The sequence below is a fragment of the Streptomyces sp. NBC_01171 genome (assembly GCF_045039805.1).
Taxonomy (GTDB): domain Bacteria; phylum Actinomycetota; class Actinomycetes; order Streptomycetales; family Streptomycetaceae; genus Streptomyces.
The window spans coordinates 1,957,199-1,972,143 of record NZ_CP108609.1 but is presented as its reverse complement, the minus strand read 5'-3'; the positions used below and the strand labels follow the sequence as shown (position 1 = coordinate 1,972,143).

Annotated in this window: 10 protein-coding genes; 8 read left to right on the top strand and 2 right to left on the bottom strand. The window is 71.4% G+C overall.

The features are described 5' to 3' along the window. Positions 1-111: 111 nt before the first annotated feature. The 5 genes from OG448_RS08935 to serA all read left to right on the top strand — a co-directional run bounded on the left by OG448_RS08935 (position 112) and on the right by serA (position 8,663). Entirely contained in the window at positions 112-3,111 is a 3,000-nt protein-coding gene (locus OG448_RS08935) for a putative bifunctional diguanylate cyclase/phosphodiesterase (protein WP_405558731.1), read from the top strand. Between the two features lie 251 nt (positions 3,112-3,362). Beyond that, a complete protein-coding gene (locus tag OG448_RS08930; protein ID WP_030808353.1) occupies positions 3,363-5,213 on the top strand; it encodes an acetolactate synthase large subunit in 1,851 nt (616 codons plus the stop codon). A gap of 33 nt (positions 5,214-5,246) precedes the next feature. Further along, positions 5,247-5,771: an acetolactate synthase small subunit gene (ilvN, locus tag OG448_RS08925; protein WP_030808356.1), complete on the top strand. Its 525-nt coding sequence runs from the start codon at positions 5,247-5,249 to the stop codon at positions 5,769-5,771. Positions 5,772-5,881: 110 nt separating this feature from the next. Further along, a complete protein-coding gene (gene ilvC, locus OG448_RS08920) occupies positions 5,882-6,880 on the top strand; it encodes a ketol-acid reductoisomerase (protein WP_086690498.1) in 999 nt (332 codons plus the stop codon). A gap of 181 nt (positions 6,881-7,061) precedes the next feature. Then, positions 7,062-8,663 carry a phosphoglycerate dehydrogenase gene (gene serA, locus OG448_RS08915; RefSeq protein ID WP_405552587.1) on the top strand — a complete coding sequence of 534 codons (1,602 nt, stop codon included), beginning with the start codon at positions 7,062-7,064 and terminating at the stop codon, positions 8,661-8,663. Positions 8,664-8,725: 62 nt separating this feature from the next. Here the strand turns inward: serA and OG448_RS08910 are convergent, their stop codons facing one another. Next, positions 8,726-10,264, bottom strand: a complete 1,539-nt coding sequence (locus tag OG448_RS08910; RefSeq protein WP_405552585.1) for an MFS transporter — start codon at positions 10,262-10,264, stop codon at positions 8,726-8,728. A 96-nt stretch (positions 10,265-10,360) separates the two neighbouring features. Between OG448_RS08910 and OG448_RS08905 the strand changes: the two genes are divergently transcribed. Then, entirely contained in the window at positions 10,361-10,930 is a 570-nt protein-coding gene (locus OG448_RS08905) for a TetR/AcrR family transcriptional regulator (RefSeq protein ID WP_405552583.1), read from the top strand. A gap of 4 nt (positions 10,931-10,934) precedes the next feature. Here OG448_RS08905 and OG448_RS08900 read toward each other — a convergent pair whose 3' ends face one another. Further along, positions 10,935-12,128 carry a helix-turn-helix domain-containing protein gene (locus OG448_RS08900; RefSeq protein ID WP_391300384.1) on the bottom strand — a complete coding sequence of 398 codons (1,194 nt, stop codon included), beginning with the start codon at positions 12,126-12,128 and terminating at the stop codon, positions 10,935-10,937. A 165-nt stretch (positions 12,129-12,293) separates the two neighbouring features. Here OG448_RS08900 and OG448_RS08895 point away from each other — a divergent pair, with 165 nt between their 5' ends. Together OG448_RS08895 and pruA are read left to right on the top strand one after the other, a co-directional pair. After that, complete coding sequence (locus OG448_RS08895; protein ID WP_161191032.1) at positions 12,294-13,220, top strand: proline dehydrogenase family protein; 927 nt, start codon at positions 12,294-12,296, stop codon at positions 13,218-13,220. Between the two features lie 39 nt (positions 13,221-13,259). Beyond that, complete coding sequence (pruA, locus tag OG448_RS08890) at positions 13,260-14,891, top strand: L-glutamate gamma-semialdehyde dehydrogenase (protein ID WP_405552580.1); 1,632 nt, start codon at positions 13,260-13,262, stop codon at positions 14,889-14,891. Positions 14,892-14,945: the final 54 nt, after the last annotated feature.

Sequence of the window (14,945 nt, the reverse complement as noted above, 5' to 3'; positions counted from 1 at the left end):
GCGCGAGCGGCCGATGAGCCGGCATGCCCTGCACCCCCGGCCGGGCGCCCGGCGGAGGCATCCGCACCGGCCCCCGAGGGGTACCGGCGCGACCCGCAGCGGGAGGGCGCGGTGAGCGCGCCGCCGGTGACCACGACCGCGCTCGACGGGGCGCCCCGCGCGCCACAGCAGCCCGTCCGCACGCCCCCCACCCGGCCACCGGCAGCAGTCGGCGACGGATCGCGGCTCACCCAGCAGCTCACCCTCGCCCTGGTCTGCGCGGCCTACGCCGTCGGCTCCGCCTTCGACTGGGGCAACCAGCAACTCGCGCTCTTCATGGGCGACTTCGGGCTCAGCGCGGCGGCCGGCACCGCCGCCGTCTCCTGCTTCCTCTACGCCCGCAGCCGCCGCGTCCGCTTCCGCCCCGCCTGGCTGCTCTTCGCCCTCTCCTCCGCGATGGCCGCCCTGGGCAACGCGGTCTGGGGGTGGTACGAGGTCGTCCTCGACCGCACCGTGCCCAGCCCGAGCTACGCCGACCTGTTCTTCCTCTGCTTCGCGCCGCCCGCCATCGTGGGCCTGCTGGTCCTCGCCAAACGCCCGGTGAGCCGGGCCGGCTGGATCTGTCTCACGCTGGACGCCTGGCTCATCGGCGGCTCGCTGCTCACCCTCTCCTGGAGCCTGGCGCTCGCCCAGACCGCCCGGATCGACGGACCGAGCGTCGAGCACACCGCCCTCTCGCTGGCCTACCCGCTGCTCGACATCGTGCTGGTCAGCATGGTGCTCGCGCTGCACTTCCGGCGCAGTCCGGGCAACCGCACCGCCGTCAACACCGCGATCGGCGCCCTGGCGCTCACCGTGATGTGCGACGCGCTCTTCACCTCCCCGCTGCTGCACAGCAGTTACCGCTCCGGGCAACTGCTGGACGCGGGCTGGTTCGCCGGCTCCCTGCTGCTCGCCTACGCCCCCTGGGCCGCCCCCAGGGGGCGCGAGGGCGACAGGGGCGCGTCCGAGACCCGTGTCGTGCACGAGCACGTGCCGGGCCAGCGCGGCCCGGTCACCGCGCAGCCGCACCCGCCGGGCACCGAGGGCCACCGGTACCCGTCCGGACGGCCGCTCACCGGCTCGCTGGCCGCCCTCACCCCGTACCTCGCCGCCGCCGTCTGCACGCTGGGCATCCTGTACAACGTGCTCAACGGGCGCCGGCCCGACCACCTGGTGCTGATCACCGCGGGCGCGGTGGTGCTGGCGCTCGTCATCCGCCAGGGCATCATGCTGCTGGACAACATCACCCTCACCCAGGAACTGGCGCAGAAGGAGAACCACTTCCGCTCCCTGGTGCAGGGCTCCAGCGACGTCATCATGATCGCCGCGCCCAACGGCGTCCTGCGCTACGTCTCCCCGGCCGCCGCCGGGGTCTACGGCAGCAGCGCCGAGGCCCTGATCGGCATGGAGCTGGCGGCCCTCATCCACCCCGAGGACCTGGACTGCGTGGTGTACGAGGTGCGCCGCTTCCTCGCCGCCGACCCGCTGGCCGAACCCACCACCCGCATCGAGTGCCGCTTCCGCTCCGGCCGGGGAGGCTGGCTCAACGTGGAGTCCACCGTCAACCGGCACCACGGCGGGCTGATCTTCAACAGCCGGGACGTGACCGAGCGGGTCCGGCTCCAGGCCCAGCTCCAGCACAACGCCGAGCACGACCCGCTCACCGACCTGCCCAACCGCGCGCTGTTCACCCGGCGCGTCCAGCAGGCCCTGTCCGGGCGCCGGGCCACCGACCGGGGCGCCGCCCTGCGTGGCACCGCCGTGCTCTTCATCGACCTCGACGGCTTCAAGGCCGTCAACGACACCATCGGCCACCAGGCCGGGGACGAGCTGCTGATCCAGGCCGCGCGCAGACTCCAGGACTCCGTGCGCCAGGGGGACACCGCCTCCCGGCTCGGCGGGGACGAGTTCGCGGCCCTGATCACCGGCGACGGCACCCGCGACCGCGCCGCCCGTGAGCGGCACATCCTGGAACTGGCCGACCGGCTCCGGCTCACCCTCTCCCAGCCGTACGCCATCGACGGCAACGATGTCCGGGTCAACGCCTCCATCGGCGTCGCCTTCGCCGAGCCCGGCCTCGGCGCGGGAGAGTTGCTGCGCAACGCCGACCTGGCGATGTACCGGGCCAAGGCCGGCGGCAAGGGCCGGGTGGAGCTGTACAAGCCGCAGATGCAGCAGGACGTGGTCCGCAAGGCCGAGCTGGCCGGGCGGCTGCGCGCCGCGCTGCACGAGGGCGAGTTCGCGCTGCTGCACCAGCCGGTGGTGAGCCTCAGCGGCGGCCGGATCGCCTCGGTCGCCACCCACGCGCGCTGGCGCTCGGCCCAGGGGGTGCTGTTCACCCCGGCGGAGTTCCTGCGGGTGAGCGAGGACGGCGACCGTACGGCCGAACTGGAGCGTTGGATACTCCAGGAAGCCGTCGAGCAGGCCGCCGAGCGGGCCGCGGGCGGCCTCGTCGTCCCGGTGTCCGTGCGGATGAGCGCCCGGCGGCTGCTGGACCGCTCACTGCCGCTCGGCTCCATCGAGGCGCTGCTGACCCGGCACGGGCTGCCGCCCGGCGCACTGATCATCGAGCTGTCCGGCACCGACCCGCGGATCTCCCAGGACGAGCTGGAGCGCCGCCTGACCGCGCTCAGCCGCCTCGGGGTACGGATCGCGCTCGACGGCTTCGGCAGCGGCCACGCGGCCATCACGGCGCTGCGCAGGCTTCCCGTGGACATCCTCAAGCTCGACCGCGGGCTGATCGAGGGCGTCGTGGAGTCCGCCCGGCTGCACAAGATCACCAGCGGGCTGCTGCGCATCGCGGGCGATCTCGGCCTCCAGACCGTCGCCGAGGGCGTGGACCTGCCGGAACAGGTGGTCGCGCTGCGCGCCATGGGCTGCACCCACGGCCAGGGCATGGCGTTCGCCGGGCCGGTCGACGAGTACCGGCTGCGCCGGGCGCTCGCCTCCGGCCGCTTCCCGGTGCCGCACGCCCCCGCCGAGCCGGTCTTCGCCGGGAAGGGCGCAGGGCTCTACTCCGGGACCATGTCCACCGTCTTCGGCGGGACGGCCCTGCGCTCACATGATGAGACGGCTGTCCCACCCACTTGACACATGGTGCGCGCCAGGGGGAGGGTCAGAGCCATGCGCACCCGAATTCTCGTACTTGGAAAGCGCGTCGGCTGAGCTGGGGCTCGACCGGACACCGTCCGGAAATCCCAGCACCTTCACCGACGCGCTCCCCTCGCTTGCCTAGCGGCACGAGGGGTTTTTTGTTGCACGAGTGACCCTCGTGCGGCCCCCCGCTCCGCACCCGCACCGACCGAACCTCGCAAACCCTCAAGCTCGAGAAGAGAATGACGATGACCGAGCAGGCCACCGGGGCCCACCATCCGCAGCCGCGGCCCCGATCCGGAGGACAGCACTCCGCCCCCGTCGAGCACGTCACGGGTGCGCAGTCCCTCATCCGCTCGCTCGAGGAGGTCGGGGTCGACACCGTATTCGGCATTCCCGGGGGCACGATCCTTCCCGCGTACGACCCGCTGATGGACTCCACCCGGGTGCGCCATGTGCTGGTCCGGCACGAGCAGGGCGCGGGGCACGCGGCCACCGGGTACGCGCAGGCCACCGGCAAGGTCGGCGTCTGCATGGCGACTTCGGGCCCCGGCGCCACCAACCTGGTCACGCCGATCGCCGACGCGAACATGGACTCGGTGCCGCTGGTCGCGATCACCGGCCAGGTCGTCTCCAAGGCGATCGGTACGGACGCCTTCCAGGAGGCGGACATCGTCGGCATCTCCATGCCGATCACCAAGCACAGCTTCCTGGTGACCAGGGCCGAGGACATCCCGAGGACGATCGCCGAGGCGTTCCACATCGCCTCCACCGGCCGCCCCGGCCCGGTCCTCGTCGACATCCCGAAGGACATCCTCCAGACGCGGACCACCTTCTCCTGGCCGCCCGTGACGGACCTGCCCGGCTACCGCCCGGTGACCAAGCCGCACGCCAAGCAGATCCGCGAGGCCGCCAAGCTCATCACCAGCGCCCGCCGTCCCGTCCTCTACGTCGGCGGCGGCGTGCTCAAGGCCGGCGCCACCGCCGAGCTGAAGGTCCTCGCCGAGCTGACCGGCGCCCCCGTCACCACCACCCTGATGGCACTCGGCGCCTTCCCCGACAGCCACCCGCAGCATGTCGGCATGCCCGGCATGCACGGCTCGGTCACCGCCGTCACCGCGCTCCAGAAGGCCGACCTCATCGTCGCCCTCGGCGCCCGCTTCGACGACCGCGTCACCGGCAAGCTGGACAGCTTCGCGCCGTACGCCAAGATCGTGCACGCCGACATCGACCCGGCCGAGATCGGCAAGAACCGCGAGGCCGACGTGCCGATCGTGGGCGACGCCCGCGAGGTGCTCGCCGACCTGATCCAGGCCGTGCAGAAGGAGCACAGCGAGGGCCACCGGGGCGACCACACCGCCTGGTGGAGCGACCTCAACCGCTGGCGGGAGACCTACCCGCTCGGCTACGAGACGCCCGAGGACGGCTCGCTCTCCCCGCAGGCGGTCATCGAGCGCATCGGACAGCTCGCCCCCGACGACACGATCTTCACGGCGGGTGTCGGCCAGCACCAGATGTGGGCCGCCCACTTCATCCAGTACGAGCAGCCCGCGACCTGGCTCAACTCCGGCGGCGCCGGAACCATGGGGTACGCGGTCCCGGCCGCGATGGGCGCCAAGGCCGGACAGCCCGGCCGTACGGTCTGGGCGATCGACGGCGACGGCTGTTTCCAGATGACCAATCAGGAACTCACCACCTGCGCCCTGAACAACATCCCGATCAAGGTCGCCATCATCAACAACGGCGCCCTCGGCATGGTCCGCCAGTGGCAGACGCTGTTCTACAACCAGCGCTACTCCAACACCGTGCTGCACTCCGGCCCCGACGGACCCACGGGCCCCAGCGCCGGCACCCGCGTCCCCGACTTCGTGAAGCTGGCCGAGGCGATGGGCTGCCACGCCATCCGCTGCGAGCGCCCCGAGGACCTGGACAAGGTCATCGAGGAGGCCAACGCGATCAACGACCGTCCGGTCGTCGTCGACTTCATCGTCCACGAGGACGCGATGGTGTGGCCGATGGTCGCCGCCGGGACCTCCAACGACGAGGTCATGGCCGCGCGGGGCGTCCGTCCCGACTTCGGCGACAGCGACCAGGACTGATCAAGAGGATTCGAGCGAGAGAGACCACGACCCATGTCCAAGCACACGCTCTCCGTCCTGGTGGAGAACACACCGGGCATCCTCGCCCGCATCGCCGCCCTCTTCTCCCGGCGCGGCTTCAACATCGACTCCCTCGCGGTGGGTGTCACCGAGCACGCCGACATCTCCCGCATCACCATCGTGGTGAACGTCGAGGACCTGCCGCTGGAGCAGGTGACCAAGCAGCTCAACAAGCTCGTCAACGTGCTGAAGATCGTCGAACTGGAACCCGGACAGGCCGTCCAGCGTGAACTCGTTCTGGTGAAGGTCCGCGCGGACAACGAGACCCGGTCGCAGATCGTGGAGATCGTCCAGTTGTTCCGCGCCAAGACCGTCGACGTCTCCCCGGAGGCCGTCACCATCGAGGCCACCGGCTCCGGCGACAAGCTGTCCGCGATGCTGAAGATGCTGGAGCCCTTCGGTATCAAGGAGCTGGTGCAGTCCGGCACCATCGCCATCGGACGCGGCGCCCGCTCCATCACCGACCGCTCCCTGCGCGCCCTCGACCGCACCGCGTGACCCCCGGCCCGGCCGCCCCCGGGGGCGACCGGATGCCGAGACCCCGAAACCTTCCGTCCCCCCACCGCAATACGGTGGGGCGCAGCACCCGCACCTCAAGGAGAGAACCAGTGGCCGAGCTGTTCTACGACGCCGACGCCGACCTGTCCATCATCCAGGGCCGCAAGGTCGCGGTCATCGGCTACGGCAGCCAGGGCCACGCCCACGCCCTGTCGCTGCGGGACTCGGGCGTCGACGTCCGCGTCGGTCTGCCCGAGGCGTCCAAGTCCCGTGCCAAGGCCGAGGAGCAGGGCCTGCGCGTGGTCACCGCGGCCGAGGCCGCCGCCGAGGCCGACGTCATCATGATCCTGGTCCCGGACCCGCTCCAGGCCCAGGTCTACGAGGAGTCCATCGCCCCGAACCTGAAGGACGGCGACGCGCTGTTCTTCGGCCACGGCTTCAACATCCGCTTCGGCTTCATCAAGCCCCCGGCCGAGGTCGACGTCTGCATGGTCGCCCCCAAGGGCCCCGGCCACCTGGTCCGCCGCCAGTACGAGGAGGGGCGCGGCGTGCCCTGCATCGTCGCGGTCGAGCAGGACGCCTCGGGCAACGCCTTCCCGCTGGCCCTGTCGTACGCCAAGGCCATCGGCGGCACCCGGGCCGGCGTCATCAAGACCACCTTCACCGAGGAGACCGAGACCGACCTGTTCGGTGAGCAGGCCGTGCTCTGCGGCGGCACCGCCGCCCTGGTCAAGGCGGGCTTCGAGACGCTGACCGAGGCCGGGTACCAGCCGGAGATCGCCTACTTCGAGTGTCTGCACGAGCTGAAGCTGATCGTCGACCTCATGTACGAGGGCGGCCTGGAGAAGATGCGCTGGTCCATCTCCGAGACCGCCGAGTGGGGCGACTACGTCACCGGCCCGCGCATCGTCACCGACGCCACCAAGGCCGAGATGAAGAAGGTCCTCGCCGAGATCCAGGACGGCTCCTTCGCCAAGAACTGGATGGACGAGTACCACGGCGGCCTGAAGAAGTACGACGAGTACAAGAAGCAGGACTCCGAGCACCTGCTGGAGACCACCGGCAAGAAGCTGCGCAAGCTGATGTCCTGGGTCGACGAAGAGGCGTGAGCCTCAAGGCGGCCGGCGGCGCCCCCTGGCGGGGTGCCGCCCGCCCGGCCGCCGCGCCACTACACTGCTGCACAACAAACGCGTCAGGCCCACAGTGTCGTGCGTCTTCCACGCGGCTAGCACCCCTCCACCGCCAGCGGCCGTCGGGACGGCCGTCCGCATTGGACTTGTGAGGACTCACGTGAGCTCGTACCCCACTCGAAAAGCCACGGTACTCATCGCAGAAGAGCTGTCGCCCGCCACCGTGGACGCACTCGGGCCGGACTTCGAGATCCGGCACTGCAACGGAGCCGACCGCGCCGAACTGCTCCCCGCCATCGCCGACGTGGACGCGATCCTCGTCCGCTCCGCGACCAAGGTCGACGCCGAGGCGATCGCCGCGGCCAAGAATCTGAAGGTCGTCGCACGAGCCGGCGTCGGCCTGGACAACGTCGACGTCTCCGCCGCCACCAAGGCCGGCGTGATGGTCGTCAACGCCCCTACCTCCAACATCGTCACCGCCGCCGAGCTGGCCTGCGGTCTGCTCGTGGCCAGCGCGCGCAACATCCCGCAGGCCAACACCGCCCTGAAGAACGGCGAGTGGAAGCGCAGCAAGTACACCGGCGTCGAGCTGGCCGAGAAGACCCTCGGCGTGGTCGGCCTCGGCCGCATCGGCGCCCTGGTCGCCCAGCGGATGTCCGCCTTCGGCATGAAGGTCGTCGCCTACGACCCCTACGTACAGCCCGCGCGGGCCGCGCAGATGGGCGTCAAGGTGCTGTCGCTGGACGAGCTGCTTGAGGTCTCCGACTTCATCACCGTCCACCTGCCCAAGACCCCCGAGACCCTCGGCCTGATCGGCGACGAGGCGCTGCGCAAGGTCAAGCCGACCGTGCGCATCGTCAACGCCGCGCGCGGCGGCATCGTCGACGAGGCCGCGCTGTACGCGGCGCTGAAGGAGGGCCGGGTCGCCGGCGCCGGGCTCGACGTGTACGCGAAGGAGCCGTGCACCGACTCCCCGCTGTTCGAGCTGGACCAGGTGGTCTGCACCCCCCACCTCGGCGCCTCCACCGACGAGGCCCAGGAGAAGGCCGGTATCGCGGTGGCGCGCTCGGTGCGCCTCGCCCTCGCCGGTGAGCTGGTGCCGGACGCGGTGAACGTCCAGGGCGGTGTCATCGCCGAGGACGTCAAGCCCGGTCTGCCGCTGGCCGAGCGCCTCGGCCGCATCTTCACCGCCCTGGCGGGCGAGGTCGCGGTCCGCCTCGACGTCGAGGTGTACGGCGAGATCACCCAGCACGATGTGAAGGTGCTCGAACTCTCCGCGCTCAAGGGCGTGTTCGAGGACGTGGTGGACGAGACCGTCTCCTACGTCAACGCCCCGTTGTTCGCGCAGGAGCGCGGTGTCGAGGTCCGCCTCACCACCAGCTCGGAGTCGGCCGACCACCGCAACGTGGTCACCGTGCGCGGCACCCTCGCGGGCGGCGAGGAGGTGTCGGTCTCCGGCACGCTCGCCGGCCCCAAGCACGTCCAGAAGATCGTCGCGGTCGGCGACTACGACGTGGACCTCGCGCTCACCGAGCACATGGTCGTCCTGAGCTACGAGGACCGTCCCGGTGTCGTCGGCACTGTCGGCCGGGTCCTCGGCGAGGCGGGCATCAACATCGCCGGCATGCAGGTGGCCCGTTCCACCGCCGGCGGCGAGGCGCTGGCCGTGCTGACGGTGGACGACACGGTCAACCCGGCCACGCTGACCGAGCTGGCCGAGGAGATCGGGGCGACCTCCGCCCGGTCGGTCAACCTGGTCTGAGCCGTATCCGAAACGCCGGAGCGCCGGACGGACCCCTTGCGGGCCGCCCGGCGCTTTGGCGTTCAGGGCTGCTTCGCGGCCCGTCCGCGCAGCGTCAGCGCGGCGCCGATCGCGGCCAGTACCAGCACGCCCGCCCCGGCGAGGGCCGCCGCGTGCATCCCGGAGGTGAACGCCTCCCGCGCCGAGGCCAGCAGCGCCTCACCGGACCGGCCGGGCAGCCGGGACGCGGTGACCAGCGCGCCGCCGAGCGTCTCGCGGGCCTCCGCCGGGGCGCCGGACGGCACCCGATGCCGGTAGACGGCCGCGCCGATCGAGCCCAGTACCGCCATGCCCAGCGCGCCGCCGAACTCCGTGGCCGTCTCCAGCAGTGACGAGGCGGTGCCCGCCCGCTCCGCCGGGGCGCCGCCCATGGCCAGATCGGTGAGCTGGGACAGCACCATCACCGCACCGCAGGCCAGCACCCCGGCCGCGGCCAGCAGCAGCCACAGCGACCCGGTGCCGGTCAGCGCGAGCAGCCCGTACCCGGCCGCCGAGACCGCGAACCCGGCGGCGACCACCCGGCCCCGGTCCACGCCCCGGGCGACCAGCGCGGCGGTGACCGGCCCGGCGACCCCGATCAGCACCGAGGGCACCAGGCTCCACAGCGCCGCCGACAGCGGGCTCTTGCCCAGCACGGACTGGAGGTACTGCGTGGTGAAGATCGCCGAGCCCAGCATGCCGAAGGCGGACACCAGGGTCAGCACCAGGGCCGGGGTGAAGCCCCGGTTCCGCAGCAGCGCGGGCGGTACCAGCGGGGAGGCGGCGGTGCGCTGGCGGTGGACGAAGAGGGCGGCGAAGAGCAGGCCGACCGTCACCGACAGCACGTACCGCACGTGCCAGCCCTCGGACGGGATCTCCTTCAGGCCGTAGATCACCGGGAGCACGGCGGCCAGCGAGAGCGGGACGCTGATCCAGTCGAAGCGGCCGGGGGAGGGGTTGCGGGACTCGGGGAGCAGGAACGGGCCGAGGACCAGGAGCAGGAGCATCGCGGGCAGGTTGACCAGGAAGACCGAGCCCCACCAGAAGTGCTCCACCAGCACCCCGCTCATCACGGAGCCCAGTGCGATGCCGCCGGTCATCACCCCGGACCACAGCCCGATCGCCTTCGCCCGCTCGGCGGGGTCGGTGAACATCGTGCGCAGCAGCGCCATGGTGGACGGCATCAGGGTGGCCCCGCCGACGCCGAGGACCGCGCGGGCCGCGATCAGGGTGGTGGCGCTGTCGGCGTAGGCGGCGAGGACCGAGGCGGCGCCGAAGGCGGCGGCCCCCGCCAGCAGGAGCCGGCGGCTGCCGACGCGGTCGCCGAGGGAGCCCATCGTCATCAGCAGCCCGGCGAGGACGAAGCCGTAGATGTCGAAGATCCAGAGCTGCTGGGTGCCGGTCGGGCGGAGGTCCGCGCTGATCGCCGGGGCGGCGAAGTACAGCACGGACACGTCCATCGAGACCAGCAGCAGCGGCAGCATCAGCACGCCCAGCGCGGTCCACTCGCGCCGGCCGGCACGAACGGGCTGTTCCTGCACGGGAGTTGGGGTGGTGCTCGTCGTGCTCGTCGGGTTCACCATGCCGAGGAATGTACGCGCGTATTAAACGCTTGTCTAGAACGAGTGTGTAAGTCATGCGTATAGGACGCTTGTATGGACCGGGGTACGCTGACCGGCATGGGACACCGTGAGGATCTGCTCGAAGGCGCCAAGCGCTGCCTGCTGGCGAAGGGGTTCGCCCGGACCACCGCGCGCGACATCGTGAAGGAGTCGGGCACCAACCTGGCCTCCATCGGCTACCACTACGGCTCCAAGGACGCCCTCCTCGCGCAGGCGTACGTGGCGCTGGTGGAGGAGGCGGGGGACACCTTCGGCGGGGCGGAGCCGAAGGGGGAACCCGGCTCGCTGGAGCGCTTCCACTGGGTGTGGTCCAACGTCATCTCCGCGATGCGCGAGCCCGGTTCGGTCTTCCGGCTCAGCATGGAGGTCATGACCATCGAACTCCCCGAGGTCCGCGCGTACCTGGGCCGCGAGCAGCGCGAGGGCGGACGCGGACTGGTCGCGCTGCTCACGGGCGTACCGGAGGAGGAGGTCACCGACGAGACCGCCGACACCCTCGGCGGCTTCTACCTCACCCTGATGACCGGCCTCATCGGCCAGTGGACCTTCGACCCCGAGTCCGCCCCCGACGCGGACGCCCTCACCGCCGGCCTCCGCCAGGTCGTCGAGGGCGTGCGGAAGAGCTGAGCCCTCAGCCCAGCCGGGCCCGCTTGAGCGCCATGTGCAGCAGCAGCCGGTCCTCGCCGTCGTCCAGGTCCAGCCCGGTCAGCCGCTCCACCCGGCCCAGCCGGTAGTACAGCGTCTGCCGGTGGATACCCAGCTCGGCCGCCGCCCGGCCGGCCTGGCCCGCGCAGTCGAGGTAGACCTCGGCGGTGCGGGCCAGCTCCTGGTGGGCGGGGGAGAGCAGCTCCGCCGCCACCGGGTCCAGGGCCGACCTCGGCGGCAGCGCGGACAGCAGCCGGTACGGGCCGATGCCCCGCCACTCGGCCACCGGCGCGAACCTCGGCTCGGCCAGCGCGGCCCGCGCCGCCGCCGACGCCTCCTGCCACACCGTGCCCAACTCGGCCAGCCCCGCGCGGGGTTCACCGACCCCCACCCCGACGACGGCGCCCTCCGCCTCCTTGATCAGCCGCGCGGCCGCCACCAGCGCCGGGGCCGTCACCTCCGTGCTGCGCAGCCGCACCAGCACCGCGAGGCTCTGCGCGGTCGCGCCCCACGGCACCGTGCACAGCGCGGTGGCGTGCGGGACGGTGCGCACCGAGGGGGCGTCGTCGGGGTCGGCGGAGAACCAGGGGGCGACACAGACCACGGTGTGCGGCCCGTCCGCGCGCGGGCCCAGCGCGGTGCGCAGGTCGGTGACGGCCATGTCCCGCTGCCAGCCGTCCTCCGCCGTGAGTACCGCCCGCAGCTCCCGGCCGAGCCCGGCCCCCGCCCGCGCCTCGTCGGCCAGCAGCGCGCCGATCCGCCCGGTCACCGGCATGGCGGCGGCGAGCTGGGCGTCGCTCGGGCCGGGATCGTCGTCCAGGAGCCACACGTAGCCGAGCACGACACCCCGATGGCGTACCGGCAGGCAGATCCGGCCCCGGTAGACGCCCGCCTCCGGGGTGGGCGGGATGCGGACCGGCTCCGTCGCACGGGTGATGCCGAAGCCCTCGAACCACGCCCGCACCGCCGAGGTCGAGCGCCGGGTCAGGATCGAGCGGGCCCGCACCGGGTCCAGCGCGGTGGGGTCCAGCTCGCCCTCGCTGTCGTACGCGCCGAAGGCGATCAGCTCGAAGTCCCGGTTCTCCAGGGTCGCCGGGGCGCCCAGCAGCTCGGAGATCTCGTCCACCAGCTCCTGGTAGTCATCTCTGTAATCGGCTGCCACCCGGGCATTCTGCCGCATATCCGAGCCCGCTTCATACATCTGTCTGAGAACCGGTGATCGGATGCGTGACGTCTGTCGATGGCCCACCATCGAAGAGATCCCTAGGTTTCACGGTGGTTCTCCGTGCCGTCCCCGAATCGTCGGGTCCCGGCCGTTTCGGTGCTTTTGTTGTGGAGGTGCCCCGTGCTGGGTCCCGTGATTCTCGCCGCGTCGCGCAGCGACCGGATGCGTCGCCTGATCTCGGCCGCCCCGGTGACCAAGCAGGTCGTCGACCGGTTCATCCCCGGCGAGACCGTGGACGACATCGTCCCGATCATCGCGGAGCTGACCGCCAAGGGCCTCCAGCTCACCATGGACGTCGTCGGCGAGGACATCACCACCCCCGAGCAGGCCGCCGCCGCCCGCGACGCCTACCTCGCGCTGGTCGACCACCTCAAGGACCTCGACCTGGGCGAGCGGGTCGAGATGTCGGTGAAGCTCTCCATGTTCGGCCAAGCGCTGGAAGGCGGTCACGAGCTGGCCCTCGCCAACGTCCGCCCGGTCGTCGAGGCCGCGGCCGCCATCGGCACCACGGTCACGCTGGACGCCGAGGACCACACCACCCTCGACTCGATGTTCGCCATCCACGAGGAGCTGCGGAAGGACTTCCCGCAGACCGGCTGTGTCATCCAGGCGTACCTGTTCCGCACCGAGGCCGACGCCCGCCGCCTGGCCGCCGCCGGCAGCCGGGTCCGCCTGGTGAAGGGCGCCTACAAGGAGCCCGCCGAGGTCGCGTACCAGCAGAAGCACGAGATCGACAAGGCGTACGTCCGCGTCCTGAAGACGCTGATGGAGGGCGACGGGTACCCGATGATCGGGTCCCACGACCCCCGCCTCATCTCCATCGCCCAGGAACTCGCGCACCGCGCGGGTCGTAAGCTCGACGAGTACGAGTTCCAGATGCTCTACGGCATCCGGGGCGACGAGCACCTGCGGCTGGCCGCCGAGGGGCACCGCATGCGTGTCTACACCGCCTACGGCACCGACTGGTACGGCTATTTCATGCGCCGTCTCGCCGAGAAGCCGGCGAACCTCCAGTTCTTCGTACGCAGCATGATCACCAAGGGCTGAGCCCGAACACCCGCTCAACGTAAAGGAGTTACGGATCTCATGGACGCTGTGACCCAGGTCCCCACCCCCGTCAACGAGCCGGTGCACGGCTACGCCCCCGGCAGCCCCGAGCGCGCCCGGCTGGAGGCCAAGCTGAAGGAGCTGGCCGAGAACCCGGTCGACCTGCCGATGACCATCGGCGGCGAGAAGCGGATGGGCGGCGGCGAGGCCTTCCAGGTGGTCCAGCCGCACAACCACAAGGCCGTCCTCGGCACCCTGCGCAACGCCACCCGCGAGGACGCCCAGGACGCGATCGACGCCGCCCTGGCCGCCGCCCCGGCCTGGCGCGCGATGTCCTTCGACGACCGTGCCGCGATCATCCTGCGCGCCGCCGAGCTGCTCTCCGGCCCCTGGCGCGAGACCATCGCCGCCTCCACCATGCTGGGTCAGTCCAAGACCGCCCAGCAGGCCGAGATCGACAGCCCCTGCGAGCTGGTCGACTTCTGGCGCTTCAACGTGCACTACGCCCGCCAGATCCTGGCCGAGCAGCCCCCGGCCAACTCCCCGGGCGTGTGGAACCGCATGGACCACCGCCCGCTGGAGGGCTTCGTCTACGCGATCACGCCGTTCAACTTCTCGGCCATCGCCGCCAACCTGCCCACCGCGCCCGCCCTCATGGGCAACGTGGTGGTCTGGAAGCCGTCCCCGACGCAGACCCACGCCGCCGTGCTGCTGATGAAGCTGCTGGAGGAGGCCGGGCTGCCCAAGGGCGTCATCAACCTGGTCACCGGCGACGGCATCGCCGTCTCCGAGGTCGCCCTGGAGCACCGCGACCTCGCCGGCATCCACTTCACCGGCTCGACCAAGACCTTCCAGTACCTGTGGAAGACGGTCGGCAACAACATCGAGAAGTACCGCGCCTACCCGCGCCTGGTCGGCGAGACCGGCGGCAAGGACTTCGTGGTCGCGCACCCCTCCGCCGACCGCGCCGTGCTGAAGACCGCGCTGACCCGCGGTGCCTTCGAGTACCAGGGCCAGAAGTGCTCGGCGACCTCCCGCGCCTACATCCCGGCCTCCATCTGGAACTCCGGCTTCAAGGAGGAGTTCGCGGCCGAGATCGACGGCATCACCATGGGTGACGTCACCGACCTGTCGAACTTCATCGGCGCGGTCATCGACGAGCGCTCCTTCGCCAAGAACAAGGCCGCCATCGACCGCGCCGCCGAGGACGCCACCTGCACGATCGTCGCGGGCGGCTCCTACGACGACTCGGTGGGCTACTTCGTCCGCCCGACCGTCATCGAGTGCACCGACCCCGACAACGAGGTCTTCCGCACCGAGTACTTCGGCCCGATCCTCGCCGTGCACGTCTACGAGGACGACAAGTACGACGAGATGCTGACCCAGATGGAGTCGGTCTCGGACTACGCCCTCACCGGCTCGGTCATCTCCAACGACCGCGCCGCGGCGGCGTACACGATGGACAAGCTCCGCTACGCGGCGGGCAACTTCTACATCAACGACAAGTCCACCGGCGCCGTCGTCGGCCAGCAGCCCTTCGGTGGCGGCCGCGCCTCCGGCACCGACGACAAGGCCGGCGCCCCGCAGAACCTGATGCGCTGGACCCTGACCCGCGCCATCAAGGAGACGCTGGTCCCGCCGACCGAGTACGGCTACCCGCACATGGGCTGACCGCCCTCACGATCCGGCCCGGCGAGCCCGCCCTGAACGGGCTCGCCGGGCCGC

What these genes read in the sequence shown, in the direction of transcription:
- OG448_RS08930 (WP_030808353.1), top strand. Translation starts at nt 3,363, where the DNA reads ATGACCGAGCAGGCCACCGGGGCCCACCATCCGCAGCCGCGGCCCCGA.
- pruA (WP_405552580.1), top strand. Translation starts at nt 13,260, where the DNA reads ATGGACGCTGTGACCCAGGTCCCCACCCCCGTCAACGAGCCGGTGCAC.
- OG448_RS08900 (WP_391300384.1), bottom strand. Translation starts at nt 12,128, where the DNA reads ATGCGGCAGAATGCCCGGGTGGCAGCCGATTACAGAGATGACTACCAG.
- OG448_RS08910 (WP_405552585.1), bottom strand. Translation starts at nt 10,264, where the DNA reads ATGGTGAACCCGACGAGCACGACGAGCACCACCCCAACTCCCGTGCAG.
- ilvN (WP_030808356.1), top strand. Translation starts at nt 5,247, where the DNA reads ATGTCCAAGCACACGCTCTCCGTCCTGGTGGAGAACACACCGGGCATC.
- OG448_RS08905 (WP_405552583.1), top strand. Translation starts at nt 10,361, where the DNA reads ATGGGACACCGTGAGGATCTGCTCGAAGGCGCCAAGCGCTGCCTGCTG.